The organism is Martelella lutilitoris (genome assembly GCF_005924265.1).
Classification (GTDB): Bacteria; Pseudomonadota; Alphaproteobacteria; order Rhizobiales; family Rhizobiaceae; genus Martelella; species Martelella lutilitoris.
Window position 1 is genome coordinate 248,326 of sequence record NZ_VCLB01000005.1, and the last position, 21,082, is coordinate 269,407.

Below are 21,082 nucleotides of genomic sequence, written 5' to 3' on the forward strand. Positions count from 1 at the left end.
TAAACCGCTGATAAACTTTTTTCGTGGTAAACAGACCTTTGATATGCCGCGAGATACGCAATTTTGAAGCGCCGGTTTCGTCCCGTTCGGGGCTCGAACCGGCGCGTTCCGCCGTCGCTGGAAAGGGGCGTTCATGCTGATTTGGCTTGTGGAGCTGTCCGACAAGTTCCAGTTTTTCAATCTGTTCCGCTATATCACCTTCCGTTCCGGCGCAGCCGTTTTTACCTCGGCCCTGATCGTCTTCCTGTTCGGACCGCGCATCATCGCGGCCTTGCGAATCAGGCAGGGCAAGGGGCAGCCGATCCGCGCCGACGGACCGCAGACGCATTTCAAGAAGGCCGGAACGCCGACCATGGGCGGGCTGATGATCCTTGCCGGCATCGTCGGTTCCGCGCTGTTGTGGGCGGATCTTTCCAACGCCTATGTGGTCGCAACGCTGCTGGTCACGCTGGGCTTCGGCGCGATCGGCTTTTATGACGACTATCTCAAGGTCACCAAACAGTCCGACAAGGGCTTTTCCGGAAGACGCCGCCTGTTCTTCGAATTCATCATCGCCGGCGTTGCCGTTGCCTTCATGATGTATGCCGCCAATCTGGCTTCGATCGACGGCGCGACGCTCGGCTCGGCGCTGACCTTTCCCTTCTTCAAGGACGTGATCATCGATCTTGGCTGGTTCTTCATCCCCTTCGGCGCCTTCGTCATCGTTGCCGCAGGCAATTCGGTGAACTTGACCGACGGCCTTGACGGGCTTGCGACCGTGCCGGTGATCATCGCCTCCGGCTCCTTCGCGCTGATCGCCTATGTCGTCGGCAACTCGGTTTTCGCCACCTATCTGCAGATCAATTACGTCCCCGGCACGGGCGAACTCGTGGTGCTGCTCTCCGCCGTTATCGGCGCCTGCATGGGCTTCTTGTGGTTCAACGCGCCGCCGGCCGCGATTTTCATGGGCGATACCGGTTCGCTGGCGCTTGGCGGGCTGATCGGCTCGGTCGCCGTTGCCACCAAGCATGAGATCGTCATGGCGATCATTTGCGGCCTGTTCGTGCTCGAGGCGCTGTCCGTGATCATCCAGGTCGCCGTCTACAAGAAGACCGCCAAGCGGGTGTTCCTGATGGCGCCGATCCACCACCATTTCGAAAAGCTCGGCTGGACCGAGAGCCAGGTGGTGATCCGCTTCTGGATCATCTCCTTCGGCCTTGCCATGATCGGCCTTTCGACCCTGAAGCTTCGATAGGAAAATAATCCGTGATCCCGGTCTCCGTCTTTTCCGGCAAAAAGGTCGCCCTCTTCGGGCTCGGCGGCTCGGGCCTTGCAAGCGCGAGGGCGCTGGTTGCCGGCGGCGCGGATGTCGCGGCCTTTGACGATCGCGAGGAGAGCCGTGCGGCCGCCGATGCGGCAGGCATTCCGCTGGTCGACCTGAAGGCTGCGGACTGGAGCGGCTTCGACGCGCTTGTCCTGGCCCCCGGCGTGCCGCTCACCCATCCCAAACCGCACTGGACCGTGGAACTGGCCAAAGCCGCCGGCGTCGAGATCATCGGCGATATCGAGCTGTTTGTCCGCGAACGTCGCGCGACCTGCGCGCAAGCAAAGCTGATCGCGATCACCGGCACGAACGGCAAATCGACGACGACGGCGCTGATCGGCCATATTTTGAAGGAAGCCGGGCGCGACGCTCAGGTCGGCGGCAATATCGGCCGCGCGGTACTCGATCTTGAGACGCTGTCGCCGGAGCGCTTCTACGTGGTCGAGTGCTCTTCCTACCAGATCGACCTCGCGCCGACGCTTGATGCCGATGTCGGCCTTCTGTTGAACCTCACGCCGGACCATCTCGACCGACACGGCGACATGGACCGCTATGCGGCGATCAAGGAGCGGCTGGTTGCCGGCGCTGAGACCGCGGTCGTCGGCGCTGATGACGATTATTGCCGCGCCATTGCCCGCCGTCTGATCGATGCCGGCCATGCGGTGGTCCCGGTTTCGGCTGATATCACCCATGCCGAGGCGGGTCTTGCCTTCGACGGGCGGGCCATTGTGTCTGCCGAGGATGGCCGCGTGGTCGTCGATCTTTCCGGTCATACGGTTTTGCGCGGCGCGCATAACGGCCAGAACGTCGCCGCGGCGTTCGCCGCCTGCCGTGCAGTCGGGCTTTCGGACGCTGAAATCCGCGCCAGAATCGCGACGTTCAAGGGTCTGGCGCATCGCATGCAGCCGATCGCGCGGCGCGGCAAGGTGCTGTTCGTCAATGATTCCAAGGCGACGAATGCGGAAGCCGCGGCGCCTGCACTGAAGACCTTCGACACGATCTACTGGATTGCCGGCGGGCGGGCGAAGCAGGGCGGCATTGCCGCGCTTGAGACCTTCTTCCCGAAGATCATCAAAACCTATCTGATCGGGGAGGCGGCAGACGCCTTCGCCGGGACGCTTTCCGGCAAGAGCGAAATCGTGCTGTCCGGCACTTTGGAGCAGGCCGTCAATGACGCGGCCGCCGACGCGGCGGCAAGCGAAGCGGCGACGCCGGTCGTGCTCCTGTCGCCGGCCTGCGCCAGTTTCGATCAGTTCAGAAGTTTCGAGAAACGCGGAGACGCCTTCGTCAGCGCCGTGATGGCGCTTGATGGCGTGAGCCCGCCAGATGAAACCGTCAGGGGGAAGTAAGCCATGGTCTCTCGCGTTCAACGCGGTCCGATCGCGGACTGGTTCTGGACCATCGACCGATGGCTGCTCGCGGCCTTCATCGCGCTGATGGGCATCGGTTTCATGCTCTCCTTCGCGGCTTCGCCCGCCGTTGCCGATCGCCTCGGCTATGACAGTTTCCACTTCGTCCGCCGCCATGCAATCTTTCTCGCGCCGTCGCTTGCGGTGATGATCGGGCTTTCCTTCTGCTCGCCGCGGATGATCCGCCGGCTTGCCGTGATCATCCTGATCGGCTCGCTGATGGCGATGGTGGCGACGCTTTTTGTCGGCACGGCCAATAATGGCTCGCGGCGCTGGATCGTGCTCGCCGGTTTTTCCGTGCAGCCGTCCGAGTTCCTCAAACCCGCCTTCGCCGTTGTCTGCGCCTGGCTGTTTGCCGAACATCATCGTTATCCCGAAATTCCCGGCAATCTCTTCGCCGGGCTGCTGTTCATCATCTCGGCCGTTCTTCTGATCGCCCAGCCGGATTTCGGCCAGACCGTGCTTCTCGGCATCGTTTGGGGCGGCATCTTCTTCATGGCCGGCATGTCGTGGATCTGGATCGCCGGTCTCGGCGGCGCCGGCGTTGCCGGCTTTCTCGCGGCCTATACCTGGCTCCCGCACGTGACCTCGCGTATCGACCGGTTCCTCACCGGCGAGGGCGACAATCTCCAGGTGGAATTGGCGGCCAAGGCCATTCAGCATGGCGGACTTTTCGGCCTCGGGCCGGGCGAGGGCATCGTCAAGCGCCGCCTCCCCGACAGCCATACGGACTTCGTCTTCTCCGTCGCGGCGGAAGAGTTCGGCATCCTGTTTTGCATGTTCATCGTCGCGATCTTCGCCTTCATCGTGCTGCGCGGCCTGACCCATGCCTATCGCGAGCGCGATGACTTCGCCCGCTTTGCCGTCGCCGGCCTCGTGCTGCAGATCGGCATGCAGTCGATCATCAATATCGGCGTCGCGTTGCAGCTGATGCCGGCCAAGGGCATGACCCTGCCGCTGATCTCGGCCGGCGGCTCGTCGATGATCGCGACCTGCGTCGGCGCGGGCTTCATCCTGGCACTGACGCGTCACCGGCCTGAAAAGCGCGCCCGCCAGGACCATTTCTTTCAGCCGGGCCGATCGCGCGGCGTGCCGGCGGAATAGGTTTTTACCATGGAAAGCAAGCTCTTCTTCCTCGCCGCCGGAGGGACCGGCGGCCATGTGTTTCCGGCAGAAGCCCTGGCGCATGAACTGATCCGCCGGGGCCACACGGTCCATCTGGTGACAGATAGTCGCGCCGAGCGCTATTCGGGGAACTTCCCGGCGGACGAAATCCACGTCGTGCCTTCGGCTACGATCGGTTCGAAGAACCCGCTCTCGATCATCAAGGCGGGGTTCACCCTGTTCAAGGGCTCGCGTGTGGCGCGGTCGCTGTTTGCCGAATACCGGCCTGCCGCCGTGATCGGTTTTGGCGGCTATCCGACGGTGCCTCCGCTTTACGCCGCAGCAGCCAGCGGCATTCCGACCATGCTGCATGAGCAGAACGCGGTGATGGGGCGCGCCAACAAGATGCTGGCGCCGCGCGTCAACGCCATTGCCGGCGGGTTTCTGACGGCTGAAGGCGAACCGCTCAGCGCCAAGATATTCCAGACCGGCAATCCGGTGCGGCCCGCCGTTCTGGAGGCCGCGGCGACAGCCTATGGCGAGCGGACGGCGGACGCGCCGTTCAACCTCCTTGTCTTCGGCGGAAGCCAGGGGGCGCATTTCTTCGCCGATGCGGTTCCCGATGCGCTTTCCCGTCTTGCGCCGGAGCTGCGGGCGCTCATCCGGGTGACGCAGCAGGCGCGGCCGGAAGATGTCGATCAGGTGACCGCGCGTTTTGCCGAACTCGGCGTGCCGGCGGAAATCTCGCCCTTCTTTTCCGACATGGCCCGGCGGATCGCCGAGGCGCATCTCGTCGTCTGCCGCTCGGGCGCCTCGACGGTCTCTGAAATTTCCGTTATCGGACGGCCGGCGATCTATGTGCCCTATCCCCATGCGCTCGATCATGACCAGGCGGCCAATGCGGCGCTGGTTTCGGCAAACGGCGGGGCAGAGGTCGTGCGGCAGGCGGAACTGACGGAAGAGCGCTTTGCGGAATTATTAACCGAAGCGGTGAATGATCCGGAGAAACTGTCCGCCGCGGCGCTGGCGGCGAAGAATGCTGGCAAACCCGACGCGACGGAACGGCTCGCCGATATGGCTGAGGCGCTTGCGTCGGGCAGGAAGATTGAAGGAACGGAAAGATGAAAATGCCTCAGGCGATCGGTGTCGTTCATTTTGTCGGCATCGGAGGTATCGGCATGAGCGGCATCGCCGAGGTCCTGAAGAATCTCGGCTACAAGGTGCAGGGCTCCGACCAGGCTGAAAGCGCCAATGTCCAGCGGCTGCGCGAGAAGGGCATTGCCGTTTCCATCGGACACAGGCCCGAGAACCTGGGCGATGCGGAAGTCGTCGTCGTTTCCTCGGCGATCAAACGCGCCAATCCCGAGCTCGTCGCCGCCCGCGAGAGGCACCTGCCTGTGGTGCGCCGCGCGGAGATGCTGGCTGAACTGATGCGCTTTCGCGATGCGATCGCCATTGGCGGCACCCATGGCAAGACCACGACCACCTCGATGGTTGCCGCGCTGCTTGATGCCGGCAATCTTGATCCGACCGTGATCAATGGCGGCATCATCAATGCCTATGGCACCAATGCGCGCATGGGCGAGGGGGACTGGATGGTGGTCGAGGCGGATGAATCCGACGGCACCTTCCTGAAACTGCCTGCCGAGATCGCCGTCGTCACCAATATCGATCCCGAACATCTCGACCATTATGGCACGTTTGACGGCGTGCGCGCCGCTTTCCGCCAGTTTGTCGAGAACGTGCCGTTCTACGGCTGCGGCGTGCTCTGCCTTGATCATCCGGAGGTGCAGTCGCTTGTCGGCCAGATCGAGGACCGGCGCATCGTCACCTATGGCGAGAACCGCCAGGCCGATGTGCGCTTTTCCAATATCCGCAACGAGGGCATCCATACGATCTTCGACGTCGATATCCGCCGGCGTCGCCGGCCTTCGGTGAAGCTCGAAAACCTGGCGTTGCCGATGCCCGGCCGCCACAATGTGTCGAACGCGACGGCGGCCATTGCCGTTGCCGACCGGCTGCATATCTCCGAAGACGACATCCGCAAGGGGCTTGCGGCCTTTGGCGGCGTCAAGCGGCGGTTCACGCTGGTCGGAACCTGGAATGATGTGCAGATTTTCGATGATTACGGCCATCACCCGGTCGAGATCCGCTCCGTCCTGCGCGCCGCGCGCGAGGCCTGCGACGGCCGGATCATCGCCATCCATCAGCCGCATCGTTATTCGCGGCTGGAAAGCCTGTTCGAGGATTTCACCAATTGCTTCAATGATGCCGACACGGTTTTCATCGCCCCCGTCTATGCGGCCGGCGAAGACCCGCGCGAAGGCTATGACGGCGAAACGCTCGCTGCCGGCATCAGGGCCGCCGGTCATCGCGACGCGCGCTATCTTGCCGCCGAGGAAGAATTGGCGGCGCGCATCGCCGGCATTGCCAAACCCGGCGATTTCGTTGTCATGCTCGGGGCCGGCAGCATTACCCAGTGGGCCGCGCGGCTTCCCTCTTCGCTTCAGAACATGAACTGATGGAGCGCGCCCATGTTTGACGGCAAAGGTCTGATTGACAGGCTCGGCAAGGCCGCATCCGAACTGAGGGGCCGGCTCGTCCCCAATACGGCGATGGAGCGGGTCACCTGGCTGCGCGCCGGCGGTCCTGCCGAGCTTCTGTTCCAGCCGCTCGACGAGGACGACCTGCGGCTGTTTCTGCGGGCGCTTCCGGCAGATGTGCCATTGAGCGTCATCGGCGTCGGCTCGAATCTCCTGGTGCGCGACGGCGGGCTTTCCGGCGCGGTGGTGCGCCTTTCGGCCAAGGGGTTTGGTCAGCAGGAGATGGCGGGCGAGAACCGGATCATCGCCGGCGCGATTTCACCGGACAAGCATATCGCCGGTTTCGCCATGGATCAGGGCATTGGCGGGTTCGCCTTCATGTATGGCATTCCCGGCTCGCTCGGGGGCGCGCTGGCGATGAATGCCGGTGCCCACGGCACGGAAATTTCGGAACGCGTCGTCGAGATCTACGGCATGAACCGAAAGGGCGAGACGGTGACGATCCCGCGCGAGGCGATGCGCTATGGCTATCGCTCCGCCGCCGTGCCGAAGGGCGTGATCTTCACTGGCGCCCTGCTTGAGGGCTTTGCCCGGGAACGGTCTGTGATTCGCGACGAGATGGAAGCGGTGCGGCATCATCGCGAGACCGTTCAGCCTGTGCAGGAGAAGACCGGCGGCTCGACCTTCAAGAACCCGGACGGCCAGTCGGCCTGGCGGCTGATTGACGAGGCCGGCTGTCGCGGGTTGATGATCGGCGGGGCGCAGATGTCGCCGATGCACTGCAATTTCATGATCAATCGCGGCAATGCGTCGGCCTATGATCTGGAATATCTCGGCGAGACCGTGCGCGAGCGCGTCTATAACCACTCGGGCATCCTGCTGGAATGGGAAATCCGGCGCGTCGGACGTTTCCTCGCCGGCCGCGATATCTACGAATTCGTGCCCCAGGATCTGGATTGAGACCTCTTGCCCGAAAGCCCCTGGGGGCGGGGCGGTAGCGCTGTCAGGCAAGGCTAAAAGCCTCAACCTGAACAGCTTTTTCTCATCCGGTTAACCAAAGTAAACGCTTCATTAACCATCCTCCTTCACTAATGGGGATACGAAACGCTTTCCTCAAAAAAGCGGTATTCCAGGTGTTGGTCCGGCTTTTGCCGGCAAAGGCGGGGACGGGTATGAGTTCCGGAAATGTGGCTGTATTAATGGGCGGATTTTCCTCCGAGCGTCAGGTCAGCCTGGCATCGGGAAAGTCCTGCGCCGACGCGCTGGAGGCCGAAGGCTTCCGCGTCAGCCGGATCGACGTGACCCGCGATGTCGCCACCGTGCTCTCCGAACTGAAGCCCGATGTCGCCTTCAATGCGCTTCACGGCCCCTTCGGCGAAGACGGGAAGGTGCAGGGCATCCTCGAATATCTTGAAATCCCCTATACCCATTCCGGTGTGCTGGCCTCGGCGCTGGCCATGGACAAGGCCCAGGCCAAGCGGGTTGCTGCCGCTTGCGGCGTTCCGGTTGCGGACAGCCTTATTCTTCAGCGCGGCGAGATCGGCAATCGCCATCCGATGGCGCCGCCCTATGTCCTGAAGCCGATCAACGAGGGCTCGTCCTTCGGCGTGCTGATCGTCGACGAGGACCAGGCAAATCCGCCGCAATCGATCTCGTCTGACGAATGGACCTTCGGCGAGAAGATCATGGTCGAGCGCTTCATCAAGGGCCGCGAATTCACCTGCGGGGTGATGGACGGCACGGCGCTTTGCGTGACCGAGATCGTTCCCGTCGGCCAGAAATTCTACGATTTCGACGCCAAATATCGGCCCGGCGGATCGAAACACATTCTGCCCGCGGAAATTAAACCGAATATTTACCAAAAGATTCAATCATTGGCCGTTCAGGCGCATCAGGCAATCGGGTGCCGCGGCGTTTCCCGTTCGGATTTCCGTTTCGACGAGACGCTGGGCGAAGACGGCATCATCTGGCTGGAGGTGAACACCCAGCCCGGGATGACCGAAACCTCTCTGGTTCCCGAAATGGCTGCAGATGCCGGCTATGATTTTGGTGCATTTCTCCGGTGGATGGTGGAGGACGCTTCGTGTTTGCGATGAAGGCGAAAAAGGGCGATACGGTCGATCACGGCCGCAGCGAACCCGTCGGTCGGGGCGGCGTCCTGCCGCGCCCCGTCAGGCGCGTGGTCCGCGTTTCGACCGGCCTTCTCACGGGCCGCACGCCCGTGCCGCGCCATGCGGGAAGCCTTGCCGCGCTGGTGTTTTTCGTTGCCGTCGGCGCCAATGCGATTGCCGTTGCCGACAAGGGGGATCTGGTTCGCCGCGCTGCGTTCCAGCTCGCCGGTTTTGCCGTCGAGGACATCGAGATTTCCGGCAACCAGGAGACATCCGAGATCGCCATTTTGCAGAGCCTCGGCCTTGAAGGCGCCTATTCGCTGCGCGGCATCGACGTCCAGCTCGCGCGCGGCCAGCTTCTGAACCTGCCCTGGGTGGCGGAAGCCGATGTGCGCAAGATCTACCCCTCGACGCTGAAGATCACGCTCACCGAACGCGAGCCCTATGCGCTCTGGCAGCAGGAAGACGGCCGCACGCTTATGATCGAGCAGAACGGCAATGTCATCGGCCCGCTCAGCGCGCCGAAATTCCGCAGGCTGCCGCTGGTTCTCGGTCAGGGCGGCAATTTTGCCGCCGCCGAAATCGGCGACCTGCTGGAAGGCTGGCCGGCGCTTTCCGACCGCGTGCGCGCCTACAAGCGCGTCGACGGCCGCCGCTGGGACCTCTACCTCGACAACGGCATGATCGTGAAGCTGCCGCAGAAGCAGACGGAAGCCGCTCTCGTGCGCCTCAGGGGGCTTGAGGAAAGCCGGTCGATCCTGGAACGCGAGATCGCCGCCGTCGATCTCAGGCTTGACGACCGGATCGCGATCCAGCTGACGGCCGAGGCCATGGAGAAGCGACAGGCGGCGACCGAAGCGCTCGAGAAAACATTCAAGAACAAGGGGAGGCGCCTGTGAGCCTGTTCGGCAACGCCGGCTTCGGCCGGGCGAAACCCCTTTCCGCGAAGAAGACCCATATCGTCAGCGTGCTGGATATCGGTTCGTCCAAGATCGTCTGCATGATCGCCCGGCTGACGCCGCGCGCCGAAAGCCAGATCCTGCCGGGCCGCACCCACAATATCGAGATCATCGGTATCGGTCATCAGCGCTCGCAGGGCATCAAGAGCGGCGTCATCGTCAATCTCGACGCGGCCGAACATGTTATCCGGCTTGCCGTCGACGCGGCGGAAAGCATGGCGGGGATCACGATCGACAGCCTGATCGTCAACGTCTCGGCCGGTCGCATCAAGAGCGATACCTATACAGCGGCGATCGATCTCGGTGGTCAGGACGTCGATGCCTCGGATCTGCGCCGCGTTCTGTCGGCGGTCTCGCGCCGCTCGGTCAATGATGAGCGCCAGGTTCTGCACTCCCTGCCGGCCGGCTTCACGCTGGACGGCGAGCGCGGCATTCGCGATCCGCTCGGCATGTATGGCGAGACGCTCGGCGTCGACCTGCATGTGGTGACGGCCGAACGGCTGGCGCTGCGCAACCTCGAGCTCTGCGTTAACCGCGCCCATCTTTCGGTCGAGCGCATGGTGGCGACGCCCTATGCCAGCGGCCTTGCAGCGCTGGTCGACGATGAAGTCGAACTCGGCTGCGCGGCGATCGACATGGGCGCCGGCACCACGACCATCTCGGTCTTTTCCGAAGGCCGCCTCGTGCATACCGACGCGATCAGCCTCGGCGGTCACCATGTGACGACAGACCTTGCCCGTGGTCTTTCGACCCGGATGGAGGATGCCGAGCGGCTGAAATGCGTTCACGGCTCGACGCTTGCCTCAAGCGCCGACGAACGCGAGATGATCGCCGTGCCCTCGATCGGCCACGACGACCATGACCAGCCGCGCCAGATCTCCAAGGCGCTTCTGTCGAAGATTGTCCGGGCGCGGGTCGAGGAAACGCTCGAGCTGATCCGCGACCGCATCCAGCTTTCGGGCTATTCGGCGGTTGTCGGCAAACGGGTGGTGCTGACCGGCGGCGCAAGCCAACTGATCGGCCTTTGCGAACTCGCGCGGCGCATCCTGAGCCGCAATGTCAGAATCGGACGTCCGATGGGCGTATCCGGTCTGCCGCTTCCGGCCAAGGGCCCGTCCTTTGCCACGGCAGCGGGACTGTTGATCTATCCGCAGCTTGCGGAAAGCGAAACCTATGGCGGCGAACAGCGGGGTTTTCTGCCATCGGGAGGCGGACGCCTGTCACGCGTCGGCCAGTGGTTGAGGGAAAGTTTTTAAAGAACACGAGAGATTGGCCGGCTTGGCGGTGCGGCCATAGCGAGAAGGAACGAAACGAATGACTATTACGCTTCAGAAGCCAGATATTACCGAACTGAAGCCGCGCATCACCGTTTTCGGTGTCGGCGGCGGCGGCGGCAACGCCGTCAACAACATGATCACGGCGGGCCTGCAGGGCGTCGACTTTGTCGTCGCCAACACGGACGCCCAGGCGCTGACCATGACCAAGGCCGAACGCGTCATCCAGCTTGGCGTCGGCGTGACCGAAGGTCTCGGCGCCGGTTCGCAGCCGGAAGTCGGCCGGGCTGCCGCGGAAGAGTGCATCGATGAGATCATCGATCACCTCAACAATACCCATATGTGCTTCGTCACCGCCGGCATGGGCGGCGGAACCGGCACGGGCGCCGCGCCGATCGTGGCCCAGGCCGCCCGCAACAAGGGCATCCTCACCGTCGGCGTCGTCACCAAGCCGTTCCAGTTCGAAGGCCAGCGCCGCATGCGTCTCGCTGACGCCGGCATCGAGGAACTGCAGAAGTCGGTCGATACGCTGATCGTCATTCCGAACCAGAACCTGTTCCGGATCGCCAATGACAAGACGACCTTCGCCGACGCCTTCGCGATGGCCGACCAGGTGCTCTATTCGGGCGTTGCCTGCATCACCGACCTGATGGTCAAGGAAGGCCTGATCAACCTCGACTTCGCCGACGTCCGTTCGGTGATGCGCGAGATGGGCCGCGCGATGATGGGCACGGGCGAGGCATCCGGCGAAGGCCGTGCGATGCAGGCCGCCGAAGCCGCCATTGCCAATCCGCTGCTTGACGAAACCTCGATGCGCGGCGCTCAAGGGTTGCTGATCTCGATCACTGGCGGTCGCGACCTCACGCTCTTCGAGGTCGACGAAGCCGCAACGCGTATTCGCGAAGAAGTCGATCCGGACGCCAACATCATCCTCGGCGCCACCTTCGACGAGGAACTGGAAGGCATCATCCGCGTCTCCGTCGTTGCCACCGGCATCGACCGCTCGATGGCCGAAGGCTATGAGGATGTCCCGGAACCCCGCCGCGAGGCCCGTCCGGAAATCCGCAGCACCAATGGCGGCCAGAACAATGGCGGCCAGACCTTCAGCCAGGCGCCGCAGCAGGCTGCTCCGCAGCCCGCCCCGCAGCCCCAGCCGCGCGCGGTCGATCCGATTGCCGAGACCATCCGTTCGGCCGAAGCCGAAATGGAACGCGAGCTGCAGATGGCCGTTTCCCGTGCGCCGCAGCAGAAGCCGCAGCAGCCGAGCGTGAACGTGCAGCCGAAGAGCCAGATCTTCGCAGCCGAGCCGCATCAGCCGCAGGCGCCGCGCCAGCAGGCCCCGAGCCAGCCGGCTCCGGCCCCGCAGCAGGCTCCGCGCCAGCAGGCCGCCGAGCCGCGTCGCATGCCGGAAGTCGCCGACTTTCCGCCGGTGGTTCAGCCGGAAATGAGCGCCAGCCGTCGCCAGGAGCATGAAGAGCGCGGCCCGAAGGGCCTGTTCAAGCGCCTGTCGAACACGCTCGGTCGCGGCGATGAAAGCTTCGAGGGCCATCACGAGCAGCAGCCGGCGCCGCGCCAGCAGGCTCCTCAGCAGCCTCAGCAAAACAATCCTTACGCGCCGCGTCGTGCTCAAGAGCAGCCCGCCGCCCGCCAGGATGACGATCAGTTCGATATTCCCGCCTTCCTGCGTCGCCAGGCGAACTGATCCGTCACGGTCCTGCCGCTTCCCGCCTTAGGGAAGCGCTAACCGTCTTTTCGAAAACCTTCTCGCGAAGTGAGCCCGGTCGCCTCTGGCGGCCGGGTTTTTCGACTTTCGTAACATACGGAAAGAAACAGTGATTTGGATTCAACGGGGCCAGTGCGTAATTACATGCCAAGCGCCTGAATCGGGGGCAGCGCACATCGTTGCCGATCCCTCCGGTCGGGGTCTCGCAGCCAGATGTTTTTGAGTAGATGTTGAAATAAGGGCGTGACTATGTCGTCAGGATTTTTCGGTTTGCAGACAACGGTAGCGAAATCCGTCAGGATTTCGGGGATCGGTGTGCATTCGGGCAAGCCGGCGACGATCACGCTGCAGCCGGCCGAGGCCGACCACGGCATCGTCTTCGAGCGCTATGCCGGTGGCAGGCGGATTTCCTCGTTCCAGGCCGTTTCCGACAATGTCGGGCCGACGGCGCTGTGCACCGTTCTCGGCGAGCATCCCGGCGAATGGATCGCGACGATCGAACATGTGATGGCCGCGCTCTATGCCTTCGGCGTGGACAACCTTGTGGTTGCCGTCGAGGGCGGGGAAATGCCGATCATGGACGGCAGTTCGCGGGTTTTCGTCGAGGCTCTGGACGAGGCCGGCATCATCACGCTTCCCGAAAAGCGCAGCTACCTCAAGGTGACCAAGACCGTGCGCGTCGAAAACGGCGCCGGCTGGGCCGAGTTCACCCCTTATGACGGTACGCGCTTCGAGGTCGAGATCGATTTCGACACGCCGGTGATCGGCCGCCAGAAATGGACGGGTGACATGAGCGCGGAGACCTTCCGCACCGAGCTTTCGGGCGCGCGCACCTTCGGCTTCATGCGGGACGTCGAGCCGATGTGGGCCCGCGGCTTTGCTCTGGGGTCCTCGCTGGAAAACTCCGTGGTGATCTCCGACGATAACCGCGTGATCAATCCCGAGGGCCTGCGCTACGAACAGGAATTCGTGCGCCACAAGACGCTGGATGCGGTGGGCGATCTCGCGATGATGGGCATGCGGTTTGCAGGTTGCTTCCGGTCCTATCGCGGCGGTCACGCGCTGAACGCGGCCGCCGTGCGCAAGCTTTTCGAAACGCCCGGCGCCTGCGTCATCGTTTCCCCGCGCGGGGCCTTGCCGTTTCGCCTGCGACAGGGCGACGTGGTTGCGGCCGGGCCGGTTTCCTGAACGTAGCGGGTTGTTGCAGAATGAATGCCGGCGGCTCTTCGGAGCGCCGGCTTTTTCATGGCCGATGCTGACGGGGCTGCATCCAGAGCGTGTTTTTCCGGATGCGCGACACCCTTCATGGCTGCGGCTCCTCCGCAGAAATTTATCGGATTTTCGGCGACGTGAGATTGCTCTTGCCTGCGGGATATGCGTAAAACGTCCTTCGACTTTGAAATGCGATCCACTGACGCTGCAAATGAGGCTCGAAGAATGGCTGGTATCAAGAAGAAAACCAATGTCGGAGCGTTTCGCGCAGCCGCGCTTCCGGTTGCCATCGTTCTCGGCGCAAGCGTGTTGATGGCGGGATGCTCGCGCGACAAGGACGTCGACATCACCACGCTGCAGTATGAAGCCGATCCGCCGCAGCAGCTTTATGACGAGGCGCTTGCCAATATCAATGCCGGCAAGGTCAGCGAGGCGCTGAGGAAACTCAAGTCCATCCAGGACCAGAATCCGCTTTCCGACTATGCGCGCCAGGCGCTGATCATGCAGACCTATCTGCAGTATCGCTCGCGCAAGTATGAAGCCGCCGTCACCTCCGGCAAGCGCTACCTGTCGCTCTATCCGAATTCCAAGGACGCGGCCTATGCCCAGTATCTGGTCGGCCTTGCCTATTCCAAGGAAATCGTCGACGTGACGCAGGATCAGGCGGTCTCGGAACGCACGATCGATGCCATGCAGAAGGTGATCGACAATTATCCGGACTCCGAATATGTGAGCGATGCCCGCGCCAAGATCCGTTACGCCCGCGACCAGCTCGCCGGCAAGGACATGCAGGTCGGTCGCTACTATCTTGAGCGCAAGGACTATGTCGCGGCGATCTCCCGGTTCAATGCGGTGGTGAACAACTACTCCGACACCAACCAGATCGAGGAAGCGCTGGAGCGGCTGGTCGAGGCCTATTATGCCATGGGCGTGATCCCGGAAGCGCAGAATGCGGCCTGGGTTCTCGGCCACAACTATCCTGACAGCGCATGGTACGAACGGGCCTACAACCTGCTGAACAAGCAGGGGCTCGAGCCGAAATCGGCCGGGCGCGGCTCATCCGTTTCCAGTGCAACCCCCAGCTAAACCGCTTTTCGCCAGGGCGCGAACACCACAATGCTAGTCCAGCTTTCCATTCGAGACATCGTTTTGATCGAGCGGCTGGAACTTGATCTCGGCGGCGGTCTCTCGGTTCTGACCGGGGAGACTGGCGCCGGCAAATCCATCCTGCTCGACAGCCTCTCGCTCGCGCTCGGCGCGCGCGGCGACGGCTCGCTTGTGCGCCACGGGCAGGAGAGCGGCCAGGTGATCGCCGTGTTCGATGTGGGCATGGACCACCCCGTGCGCCTGCTCCTGCGCGACAATGACCTCGATGACGAGGGCGATCTGATCTTCCGGCGGATGCAATCGGCGGACGGGCGCACCCGCGCCTTCATCAACGACCAGTCGGTGAGCGTGCAGCTGATGCGCCAGGCCGGACGGCTGCTTGTCGAAATCCACGGTCAGCATGACGAGCGCGCGCTGATCGACACGGACGGGCATCGCAGGCTGCTCGACGCTTTCGGCGGGCTCTCCGCCGATGTGGAGGCCGTCGGCGCGCTTCACCGCGCATGGCGCGATGCCGAGCGGCGCCTTAAGAAGCACCGCGCCCAGATCGAGGAGGCCGAACGCGAGGCCGATTTCCTGCGCGCGTCGGTGGAGGAGCTTCAGGCTCTTTCCCCGGTTGACGGCGAGGAGGACGAACTGGCCGAGCGGCGCGCGACGATGATGAAATCGGAGCGGATCGCCGGCGACATTACCGAGGCGCTCGAGTTCCTGAACGGCAATGCCTCGCCCGTGCCGATGATCGCGTCGCTGGTGCGTCGGCTGGAGCGCAAGTCGCACGAGGCGCCGGGCCTGCTCGAGAACACGGTCAACCTGCTCGATTCGGCGCTCGAACAGCTCTCCAACGCGCAGATGGAGGTGGAGGCCGCTCTGGAGCGCGCCGCCTTCGACCCGCAGGAGCTTGAGCGCGTCGAGGAGCGGCTGTTCGCGCTCAGAGGCGCCGCGCGCAAATACAATGTGCCGGTGACCGAGCTTCCCGCCCTTGCCGAACGCATGGTCGGTGACCTGGAAGAGCTCGATGCCGGAGAGGCGAAGCTGGAGGCGCTCACCGCAGAGGCCGCGGCGGCGGAAAAGGCCTTTTACGACAAGGCGAGGGCGTTGTCCGGAGACCGCGGCAGGGCGGCCGAACAACTCTCCGCAGCGGTCATGGCCGAACTGCCGGCGCTGAAGCTGGAGCGCGCGCGCTTTGCTGCCGTGGTCACGAACGATGACGGCAATGCCGGGCCGGAAGGCATCGACACGGTGTCCTTCGAGGTGCAGACCAATCCGGGAACGCGGCCCGGACCGATCATGAAGGTGGCCTCCGGCGGCGAGCTCTCGCGTTTCCTGCTGGCGCTCAAAGTGGCGCTCGCCGACAAGGGCTCCGCGCCGACGCTTGTGTTCGACGAGATCGATACCGGCGTGGGCGGCGCCGTTGCCGACGCGATCGGCCAGCGCTTGCGCCGGTTGGCCGAAAATGTTCAGGTTCTCTCGGTCACGCACGCGCCGCAGGTGGCCGCGCGCGCCAAAGGGCACTATCTGATTTCCAAGGCGAGCAATGGCAAGAAGGGCAAGGACGATACGGTTGCAACCCGCGTGGCGGTGATCGGGCCGGAGGAGCGCCAGGAGGAAATCGCCCGCATGCTGGCCGGCGCCAAGGTGACGGCGGAAGCGCGCGCCGCGGCGGCGAAGCTTTTGTCCGGCGACAGTTAGGAAATTCAAAGCTTGCTGACATAAGGTCAGCCCCGGCCATGCCGAGAAGGCGGGCAAAACGCGCCAAACCAACGGGATTGCCCTTGATGAACGTTTTTCTGGAACACTACTGGCCGCATATTCTGGCGGTCATTTCCTTTGTCCTCGGTGCGACGGCGGCGATCCACGCCACGATGACCAAGGATGAGGTGCGCGCCGCGATCGGCTGGGTCGGCGTGATCATGCTCTCGCCCATTCTGGGCGCGGCGATCTATGCCGTGGCCGGGATTAACCGCATGCGTCGGCAATCGGTGCGCGACAAGCGCCAGAGCGTTCCCGATGCGGTGGCCCACGAGGAGCAGAAGCACAAGATCGACCGCGAGCGGGTCGTAGCCGATCTCGGCCCGCGCATGGGCGGGCAGTGGATGCTGGGCAACACGGTGACCGGCATGCCCGCCACCGCCGGCAACAAGGTCCGCCTGCTGGAAACCGGCGACGAGGCCTATGCGGCGATGCTGGAAGCGATCGACAAGGCCGAACGCTCCATCCTTCTGGAAACCTACATCTTCGACAGCGACGCGATCGGGCAGCGTTTCGTCGAAAGTCTCTCAAACGCTGTCAAGCGCGGCGTCGAGGTGCGCATCCTCGTCGATTCCATCGGCGCGCGCTATTCGCGCCCGCGCATCACCAAGCTTCTGCGCGCGCATGGCATCCGCGTCGCCACCTTCAACGGCGCGGTTCTCCTCAGGCTGCGGCTGCCCTACGCCAATCTCAGGACCCACCGGAAAATTCTCGTCATCGACGGCGAGACGGTGTTTGCCGGCGGCATGAATATTCGCGCTGCCTTCACCGGCCCGAATGCCGCCCAGGACACGCATTTCATGCTGCGAGGCGCCGCCGTCGCCGATTATTTCACGGTTGCCGCCGCCGACTGGTATTTCGAAACGCATGAGGCGCTGGACGGCGAGGCCTGGAGCATTGCCGAGACCTCTTCCGACGAAGGCCCGCTGATCGCCCGCGTCGTGCCCTCGGGGCCGGACCGGAACCTCTCCAACAACAACAACATGATCATGGGCGCGCTTTCGGTCGCGGAGGACCGGGTTCTGATCATGTCGCCCTATTTCCTGCCGGATCGCGATCTCGTTTCCGCGCTTGCGACAGCGGCGCGGCGGGGCGTGACGGTGGATATCATCGTGCCGGGCCAGAACAATCTCGGCCTTGTCGACCGGGCCATGACAGCGCAGTTCGACGAGATCATCGAGAATGGCTGCCGCATCTGGCGCGACAATGGCCCCTTCAACCATTCCAAGCTGATGACGGTCGACGGAAAATGGTCCTATCTCGGCTCCTCCAACATGGATTCGCGTTCGCTCAGGCTGAACTTCGAGACGGACATGGAAGTCTTCGACGCAGACTTTGCCGGTGAGATCGAAGCGCGGATCGTCGCCGCGCGTGAGCGCTCGACGGAAGTGACTCGCAAGGCGCTGAAAAGCCGGCCCTTCGTCTACCGGTTGCGCGACCGGATCCTGTGGCTGGGCTTGCCGTATCTGTAATTGAGACCCAATATAAAAAGGTCAGACCCGAGTTACCGCAAAGTGAAGCGATGAGCCCGATCAAATCTCCCCTTGCCAATGCCGTCCTGCGTTCCCTCCGCGAGAACGGCAAACGCCCGGACAGCGCCGTTCCGATGGAAGGCAGCGGACTGAAGGTCGCGACCTACAATGTCCATAAATGCGTCGGCGTTGACGGGCGCTTCGATCCCGATCGGATATTCGAGGTGATCCGGGAGATCAGTCCCGACCTGATTGCCCTGCAGGAGGCCGATACCCGCTTCGGCGAGCGCACGGGTCTTCTGGACCTGAAGCGGATCGAGGCGGAGACGGGTCTGGTGGCCGTGCCGGTGGAAGCGAGCGCGCGCGCTCATGGTTGGCACGGCAATGTTCTCTTGTTCCGCGACGGCGCGGTGCGCGATATCCACCGCGAGAAACTGCCGGGGCTGGAGCCGCGCGGCGCGCTGGTGACGGACATCGCCCTCAACAATGGCATTTCATTGAGGGTCGCTGCCGTGCATCTCGGCCTTCTGCGCTGGGCGCGCCGCCAGCAGGCCGACCACATCATCGGGCTTCTCGGCCGCCGTGCGGAGGCGCCCTCGGTGATCATGGGCGACATGAATGAATGGCGGCTCGGCGACGGTTCGGCGCTGAAGAAGTTTGAGGCGGCCTTCGGCGCTTTGCCGCCGGCGCGCGCCAGCTTTCCCGCGCGCTGGCCGGTTCTGGCGCTCGACCGGATCATTGCCAACCGCGACGGGCTGGTGGCCGATCTCGCCGTGCATGATTCGCTTCTGGCGCGCGCGGCCTCCGACCATCTGCCGCTGACGGCGCTGCTCGACACCTCGGTCCTGAAGGGCGATAGCGCGCCGGGAGACGGGCTTTCGGCCGCTGCCGGTCTTTGAACTTGCCGATCCTGCGGCAAATGCTCTAATGCGTCCGGATGATGCGAAGGAGCGCGCGGCAATGGCGAAAGACAAGGTCCCGACCGACAAGATGACCCGGGAAGAGGCCGGGGCGGAACTCGCCTTCCTGGCGCAGGAGATCGCCCGTCATGACGCTGCCTATCACGGCAAGGATGCGCCGGAAATCACCGACGCCGAATATGACGCGCTGAAGCAGCGCAATGATGCGATCGAGGCGCGCTTTCCCGATCTCGTGCGCGATGACAGCCCGTCGGCCCGCGTCGGTTCTGCGCCTTCGGAGGTCTTTGCGCCGGTCACCCATTCCGTGCCGATGCTCTCGCTCGGCAATGTGTTCTCCGACGAGGACGTGCAGGACTTCATCGCCTCGGTCTATCGCTTTCTCGGCCAGATGCCGGACGGCTCGATCGCCTTTACCGCCGAGCCCAAGATCGACGGTCTGTCGATGTCGCTGCGCTATGAGAATGGCCGCCTGGTTTCGGGCGCGACGCGCGGCGACGGCACCACGGGCGAGAATGTGACGGCCAATGTCCGCACCATTTCCGAAATCCCGAACCGCCTGCCGGACGGCGCGCCCGCGATCGTCGAGGTGCGCGGCGAGATCTATATGGCGAAGAGCGATTTTGCCGCGCTCAATGCCGCGCTGTCGGAGGCGGGCGAGAAAACCTATGTGAACCCGCGCAACACGGCGTCCGGCTCGCTGCGCCAACTGGACCCGAAGGTGACGGAAAAGCGCAAGCTGAAGTTTTTCGCCTATGCCTGGGGCGAAATGTCGGAGATGCCGGCCGACACCCAGATGGGCATGGTCGAGACCTTCGAGACATGGGGTTTTCCGGTCAATCCGCTGATGAAGCGGCTCTCCTCCGTCGATGACCTGCTCGCGCACTATCACGAGATCGGCGTCAAGCGCGGGGACCTCGACTATGACATCGACGGCGTGGTCTACAAGGTCGACCGGCTCGACCTGCAGGCGCGGCTCGGCTTCCGCTCGCGCTCGCCGCGCTGGGCGACCGCGCATAAATTTCCGGCCGAGCAGGCGATCACCCGGCTGACGGCGATCGATATCCAGGTCGGCCGCACCGGCGCGCTGACGCCGGTGGCCAGGCTTGAGCCGATCACCGTCGGCGGCGTCGTCGTCACCAATGCGACACTGCACAACGAGGACTATATCGCCGGCAAGGGTTCGAACGGCGAACCGATCCGCGAGGGGCGCGATATCCGCGTCGGCGACTACGTGATCGTCCAGCGCGCCGGCGACGTCATCCCGCAGATCGTCGATATTCTGCCGGAGAAGCGGCCGGAGGATGCAAGAGCGTATGAATTTCCGGATCATTGCCCGGTCTGCGGCGCCCATGCGGTGCGCGACATCAACGAGAAGAGCGGCAAGGTCGATGCCGTGCGGCGCTGCACGGCCGGTTTTTCCTGCCGGGCGCAGGCCGTCGAGCACCTGAAGCATTTCGTCTCCCGCAATGCCTTCGATATCGAAGGGCTCGGCAGCAAGCAGGTCGATTTCTTCTTCGAACATGAGGATCCGGGGCTTGCGATCCGCACGGCGCCCGATATCTTCACGCTCGAAAGACGCCAGGCCGAGGCGCTGACGAAACTCGAGAATTTCAACGGTTGGGGCAAGATCTCGGTCGCCAATCTCTACCAGTCGATCAATGAGCGCCGTGAGATCGCGCTGCCGCGCTTCATCTTCGCGCTCGGCATCCGCCATGTCGGCGAGACCACGGCGAAGCTTCTGGCCCGTTCCTATGGCTCCTACGCCGCTTTCGAACAGGCGATGCGGGACGCGGCTGTGGGCGAGGGCGATGCCTGGGATGATCTCAACAATATCGATGGCATCGGAACCGTGGTGGCGCGTGCGCTCGTCGATTTCTTCGCCGAAGAGCAGAATGTCGCCGTCATTGCCCGGCTGCTGGAGGATGTGACGCCGCTCGACGATGCGCAGAAGATTGACACGACCAGTCCCGTCGCCGGCAAGACGGTGGTCTTTACCGGCAGTCTCGAGAAGATGACCCGCGACGAGGCCAAGGCAAAGGCCGAAAGCCTCGGGGCCAAGGTTTCCGGGTCGGTTTCGAAAAAGACGGACATCGTGGTCGCCGGCCCCGGCGCGGGTTCCAAGCTGAAGAAGGCGGAGGAACTCGGCGTTGCGACCATGGACGAGGATGAGTGGCTGGCGCTGATCGGCAACTGAGA

The 21,082-nt window shown here is 63.6% G+C and carries 16 protein-coding genes; all 16 read left to right on the top strand.

Annotated elements, in window-relative coordinates; all coding sequences use genetic code 11:
* Positions 1–133: 133 nt before the first annotated feature.
* The 16 genes from mraY (at position 134) to ligA (ending at position 21,080) form a co-directional block, all read left to right on the top strand.
* Complete coding sequence (mraY, locus tag FF124_RS10390) at positions 134–1,234, top strand: phospho-N-acetylmuramoyl-pentapeptide-transferase (protein WP_138748415.1); 1,101 nt, start codon at positions 134–136, stop codon at positions 1,232–1,234.
* Between the two features lie 11 nt (positions 1,235–1,245).
* Complete coding sequence (gene murD / locus FF124_RS10395; RefSeq protein WP_138748416.1) at positions 1,246–2,652, top strand: UDP-N-acetylmuramoyl-L-alanine--D-glutamate ligase; 1,407 nt, start codon at positions 1,246–1,248, stop codon at positions 2,650–2,652.
* A gap of 3 nt (positions 2,653–2,655) precedes the next feature.
* Entirely contained in the window at positions 2,656–3,816 is a 1,161-nt protein-coding gene (gene ftsW / locus FF124_RS10400; RefSeq protein WP_138748417.1) for a putative lipid II flippase FtsW, read from the top strand.
* 9 nt (positions 3,817–3,825) lie between these two features.
* A complete protein-coding gene (murG, locus tag FF124_RS10405) occupies positions 3,826–4,941 on the top strand; it encodes an undecaprenyldiphospho-muramoylpentapeptide beta-N-acetylglucosaminyltransferase (RefSeq protein ID WP_138748418.1) in 1,116 nt (371 codons plus the stop codon).
* On the top strand, positions 4,938–6,338 hold the full coding sequence (murC, locus tag FF124_RS10410) for a UDP-N-acetylmuramate--L-alanine ligase (protein WP_138748419.1): 1,401 nt from the start codon (positions 4,938–4,940) through the stop codon (positions 6,336–6,338). The genes murG and murC overlap by 4 nt, the downstream gene beginning before the upstream one ends.
* A gap of 12 nt (positions 6,339–6,350) precedes the next feature.
* The gene (gene murB, locus FF124_RS10415; RefSeq protein WP_138748420.1) at positions 6,351–7,319 is read left to right on the top strand and encodes a UDP-N-acetylmuramate dehydrogenase; all 969 of its coding nucleotides are present in this window, start codon (positions 6,351–6,353) and stop codon (positions 7,317–7,319) included.
* Between the two features lie 212 nt (positions 7,320–7,531).
* Positions 7,532–8,455 carry a D-alanine--D-alanine ligase gene (locus tag FF124_RS10420; protein WP_138748421.1) on the top strand — a complete coding sequence of 308 codons (924 nt, stop codon included), beginning with the start codon at positions 7,532–7,534 and terminating at the stop codon, positions 8,453–8,455.
* Positions 8,452–9,369, top strand: a complete 918-nt coding sequence (locus tag FF124_RS10425) for a cell division protein FtsQ/DivIB (protein ID WP_138748558.1) — start codon at positions 8,452–8,454, stop codon at positions 9,367–9,369. Before FF124_RS10420 ends, FF124_RS10425 begins: the two co-directional genes overlap by 4 nt.
* Positions 9,366–10,685 carry a cell division protein FtsA gene (gene ftsA, locus FF124_RS10430; protein WP_138748422.1) on the top strand — a complete coding sequence of 440 codons (1,320 nt, stop codon included), beginning with the start codon at positions 9,366–9,368 and terminating at the stop codon, positions 10,683–10,685. The genes FF124_RS10425 and ftsA overlap by 4 nt, the downstream gene beginning before the upstream one ends.
* Positions 10,686–10,743: 58 nt before the next feature.
* Positions 10,744–12,405 (top strand): cell division protein FtsZ, encoded by a 1,662-nt coding sequence (gene ftsZ, locus FF124_RS10435; RefSeq protein WP_138748423.1) that lies wholly within the window; start codon positions 10,744–10,746, stop codon positions 12,403–12,405.
* A 270-nt stretch (positions 12,406–12,675) separates the two neighbouring features.
* Positions 12,676–13,614, top strand: coding sequence for a UDP-3-O-acyl-N-acetylglucosamine deacetylase (gene lpxC / locus FF124_RS10440; RefSeq protein ID WP_138748424.1), 939 nt, complete (start codon positions 12,676–12,678; stop codon positions 13,612–13,614).
* Positions 13,615–13,863: 249 nt separating this feature from the next.
* Positions 13,864–14,724, top strand: coding sequence for an outer membrane protein assembly factor BamD (locus FF124_RS10445; RefSeq protein ID WP_138748425.1), 861 nt, complete (start codon positions 13,864–13,866; stop codon positions 14,722–14,724).
* A gap of 30 nt (positions 14,725–14,754) precedes the next feature.
* Positions 14,755–16,434: a DNA repair protein RecN gene (gene recN / locus FF124_RS10450; RefSeq protein WP_138748426.1), complete on the top strand. Its 1,680-nt coding sequence runs from the start codon at positions 14,755–14,757 to the stop codon at positions 16,432–16,434.
* A gap of 86 nt (positions 16,435–16,520) precedes the next feature.
* The gene (locus tag FF124_RS10455) at positions 16,521–17,966 is read left to right on the top strand and encodes a phospholipase D-like domain-containing protein (RefSeq protein WP_138748427.1); all 1,446 of its coding nucleotides are present in this window, start codon (positions 16,521–16,523) and stop codon (positions 17,964–17,966) included.
* 50 nt (positions 17,967–18,016) lie between these two features.
* On the top strand, positions 18,017–18,865 hold the full coding sequence (locus FF124_RS10460) for an endonuclease/exonuclease/phosphatase family protein (protein ID WP_138748428.1): 849 nt from the start codon (positions 18,017–18,019) through the stop codon (positions 18,863–18,865).
* Between the two features lie 61 nt (positions 18,866–18,926).
* The gene (ligA, locus tag FF124_RS10465; RefSeq protein ID WP_138748429.1) at positions 18,927–21,080 is read left to right on the top strand and encodes an NAD-dependent DNA ligase LigA; all 2,154 of its coding nucleotides are present in this window, start codon (positions 18,927–18,929) and stop codon (positions 21,078–21,080) included.
* Positions 21,081–21,082: the final 2 nt, after the last annotated feature.

Coding starts and splice junctions, on each gene's coding strand:
- mraY (WP_138748415.1), top strand. CDS start 134: ATGCTGATTTGGCTTGTGGAGCTGTCCGACAAGTTCCAGTTTTTCAAT.
- ftsZ (WP_138748423.1), top strand. CDS start 10,744: ATGACTATTACGCTTCAGAAGCCAGATATTACCGAACTGAAGCCGCGC.
- FF124_RS10425 (WP_138748558.1), top strand. CDS start 8,452: ATGAAGGCGAAAAAGGGCGATACGGTCGATCACGGCCGCAGCGAACCC.
- recN (WP_138748426.1), top strand. CDS start 14,755: ATGCTAGTCCAGCTTTCCATTCGAGACATCGTTTTGATCGAGCGGCTG.
- FF124_RS10445 (WP_138748425.1), top strand. CDS start 13,864: ATGGCTGGTATCAAGAAGAAAACCAATGTCGGAGCGTTTCGCGCAGCC.
- FF124_RS10460 (WP_138748428.1), top strand. CDS start 18,017: ATGAGCCCGATCAAATCTCCCCTTGCCAATGCCGTCCTGCGTTCCCTC.
- ligA (WP_138748429.1), top strand. CDS start 18,927: ATGGCGAAAGACAAGGTCCCGACCGACAAGATGACCCGGGAAGAGGCC.
- FF124_RS10455 (WP_138748427.1), top strand. CDS start 16,521: ATGAACGTTTTTCTGGAACACTACTGGCCGCATATTCTGGCGGTCATT.
- murG (WP_138748418.1), top strand. CDS start 3,826: ATGGAAAGCAAGCTCTTCTTCCTCGCCGCCGGAGGGACCGGCGGCCAT.
- lpxC (WP_138748424.1), top strand. CDS start 12,676: ATGTCGTCAGGATTTTTCGGTTTGCAGACAACGGTAGCGAAATCCGTC.
- FF124_RS10420 (WP_138748421.1), top strand. CDS start 7,532: ATGAGTTCCGGAAATGTGGCTGTATTAATGGGCGGATTTTCCTCCGAG.
- murB (WP_138748420.1), top strand. CDS start 6,351: ATGTTTGACGGCAAAGGTCTGATTGACAGGCTCGGCAAGGCCGCATCC.
- murC (WP_138748419.1), top strand. CDS start 4,938: ATGAAAATGCCTCAGGCGATCGGTGTCGTTCATTTTGTCGGCATCGGA.
- ftsW (WP_138748417.1), top strand. CDS start 2,656: ATGGTCTCTCGCGTTCAACGCGGTCCGATCGCGGACTGGTTCTGGACC.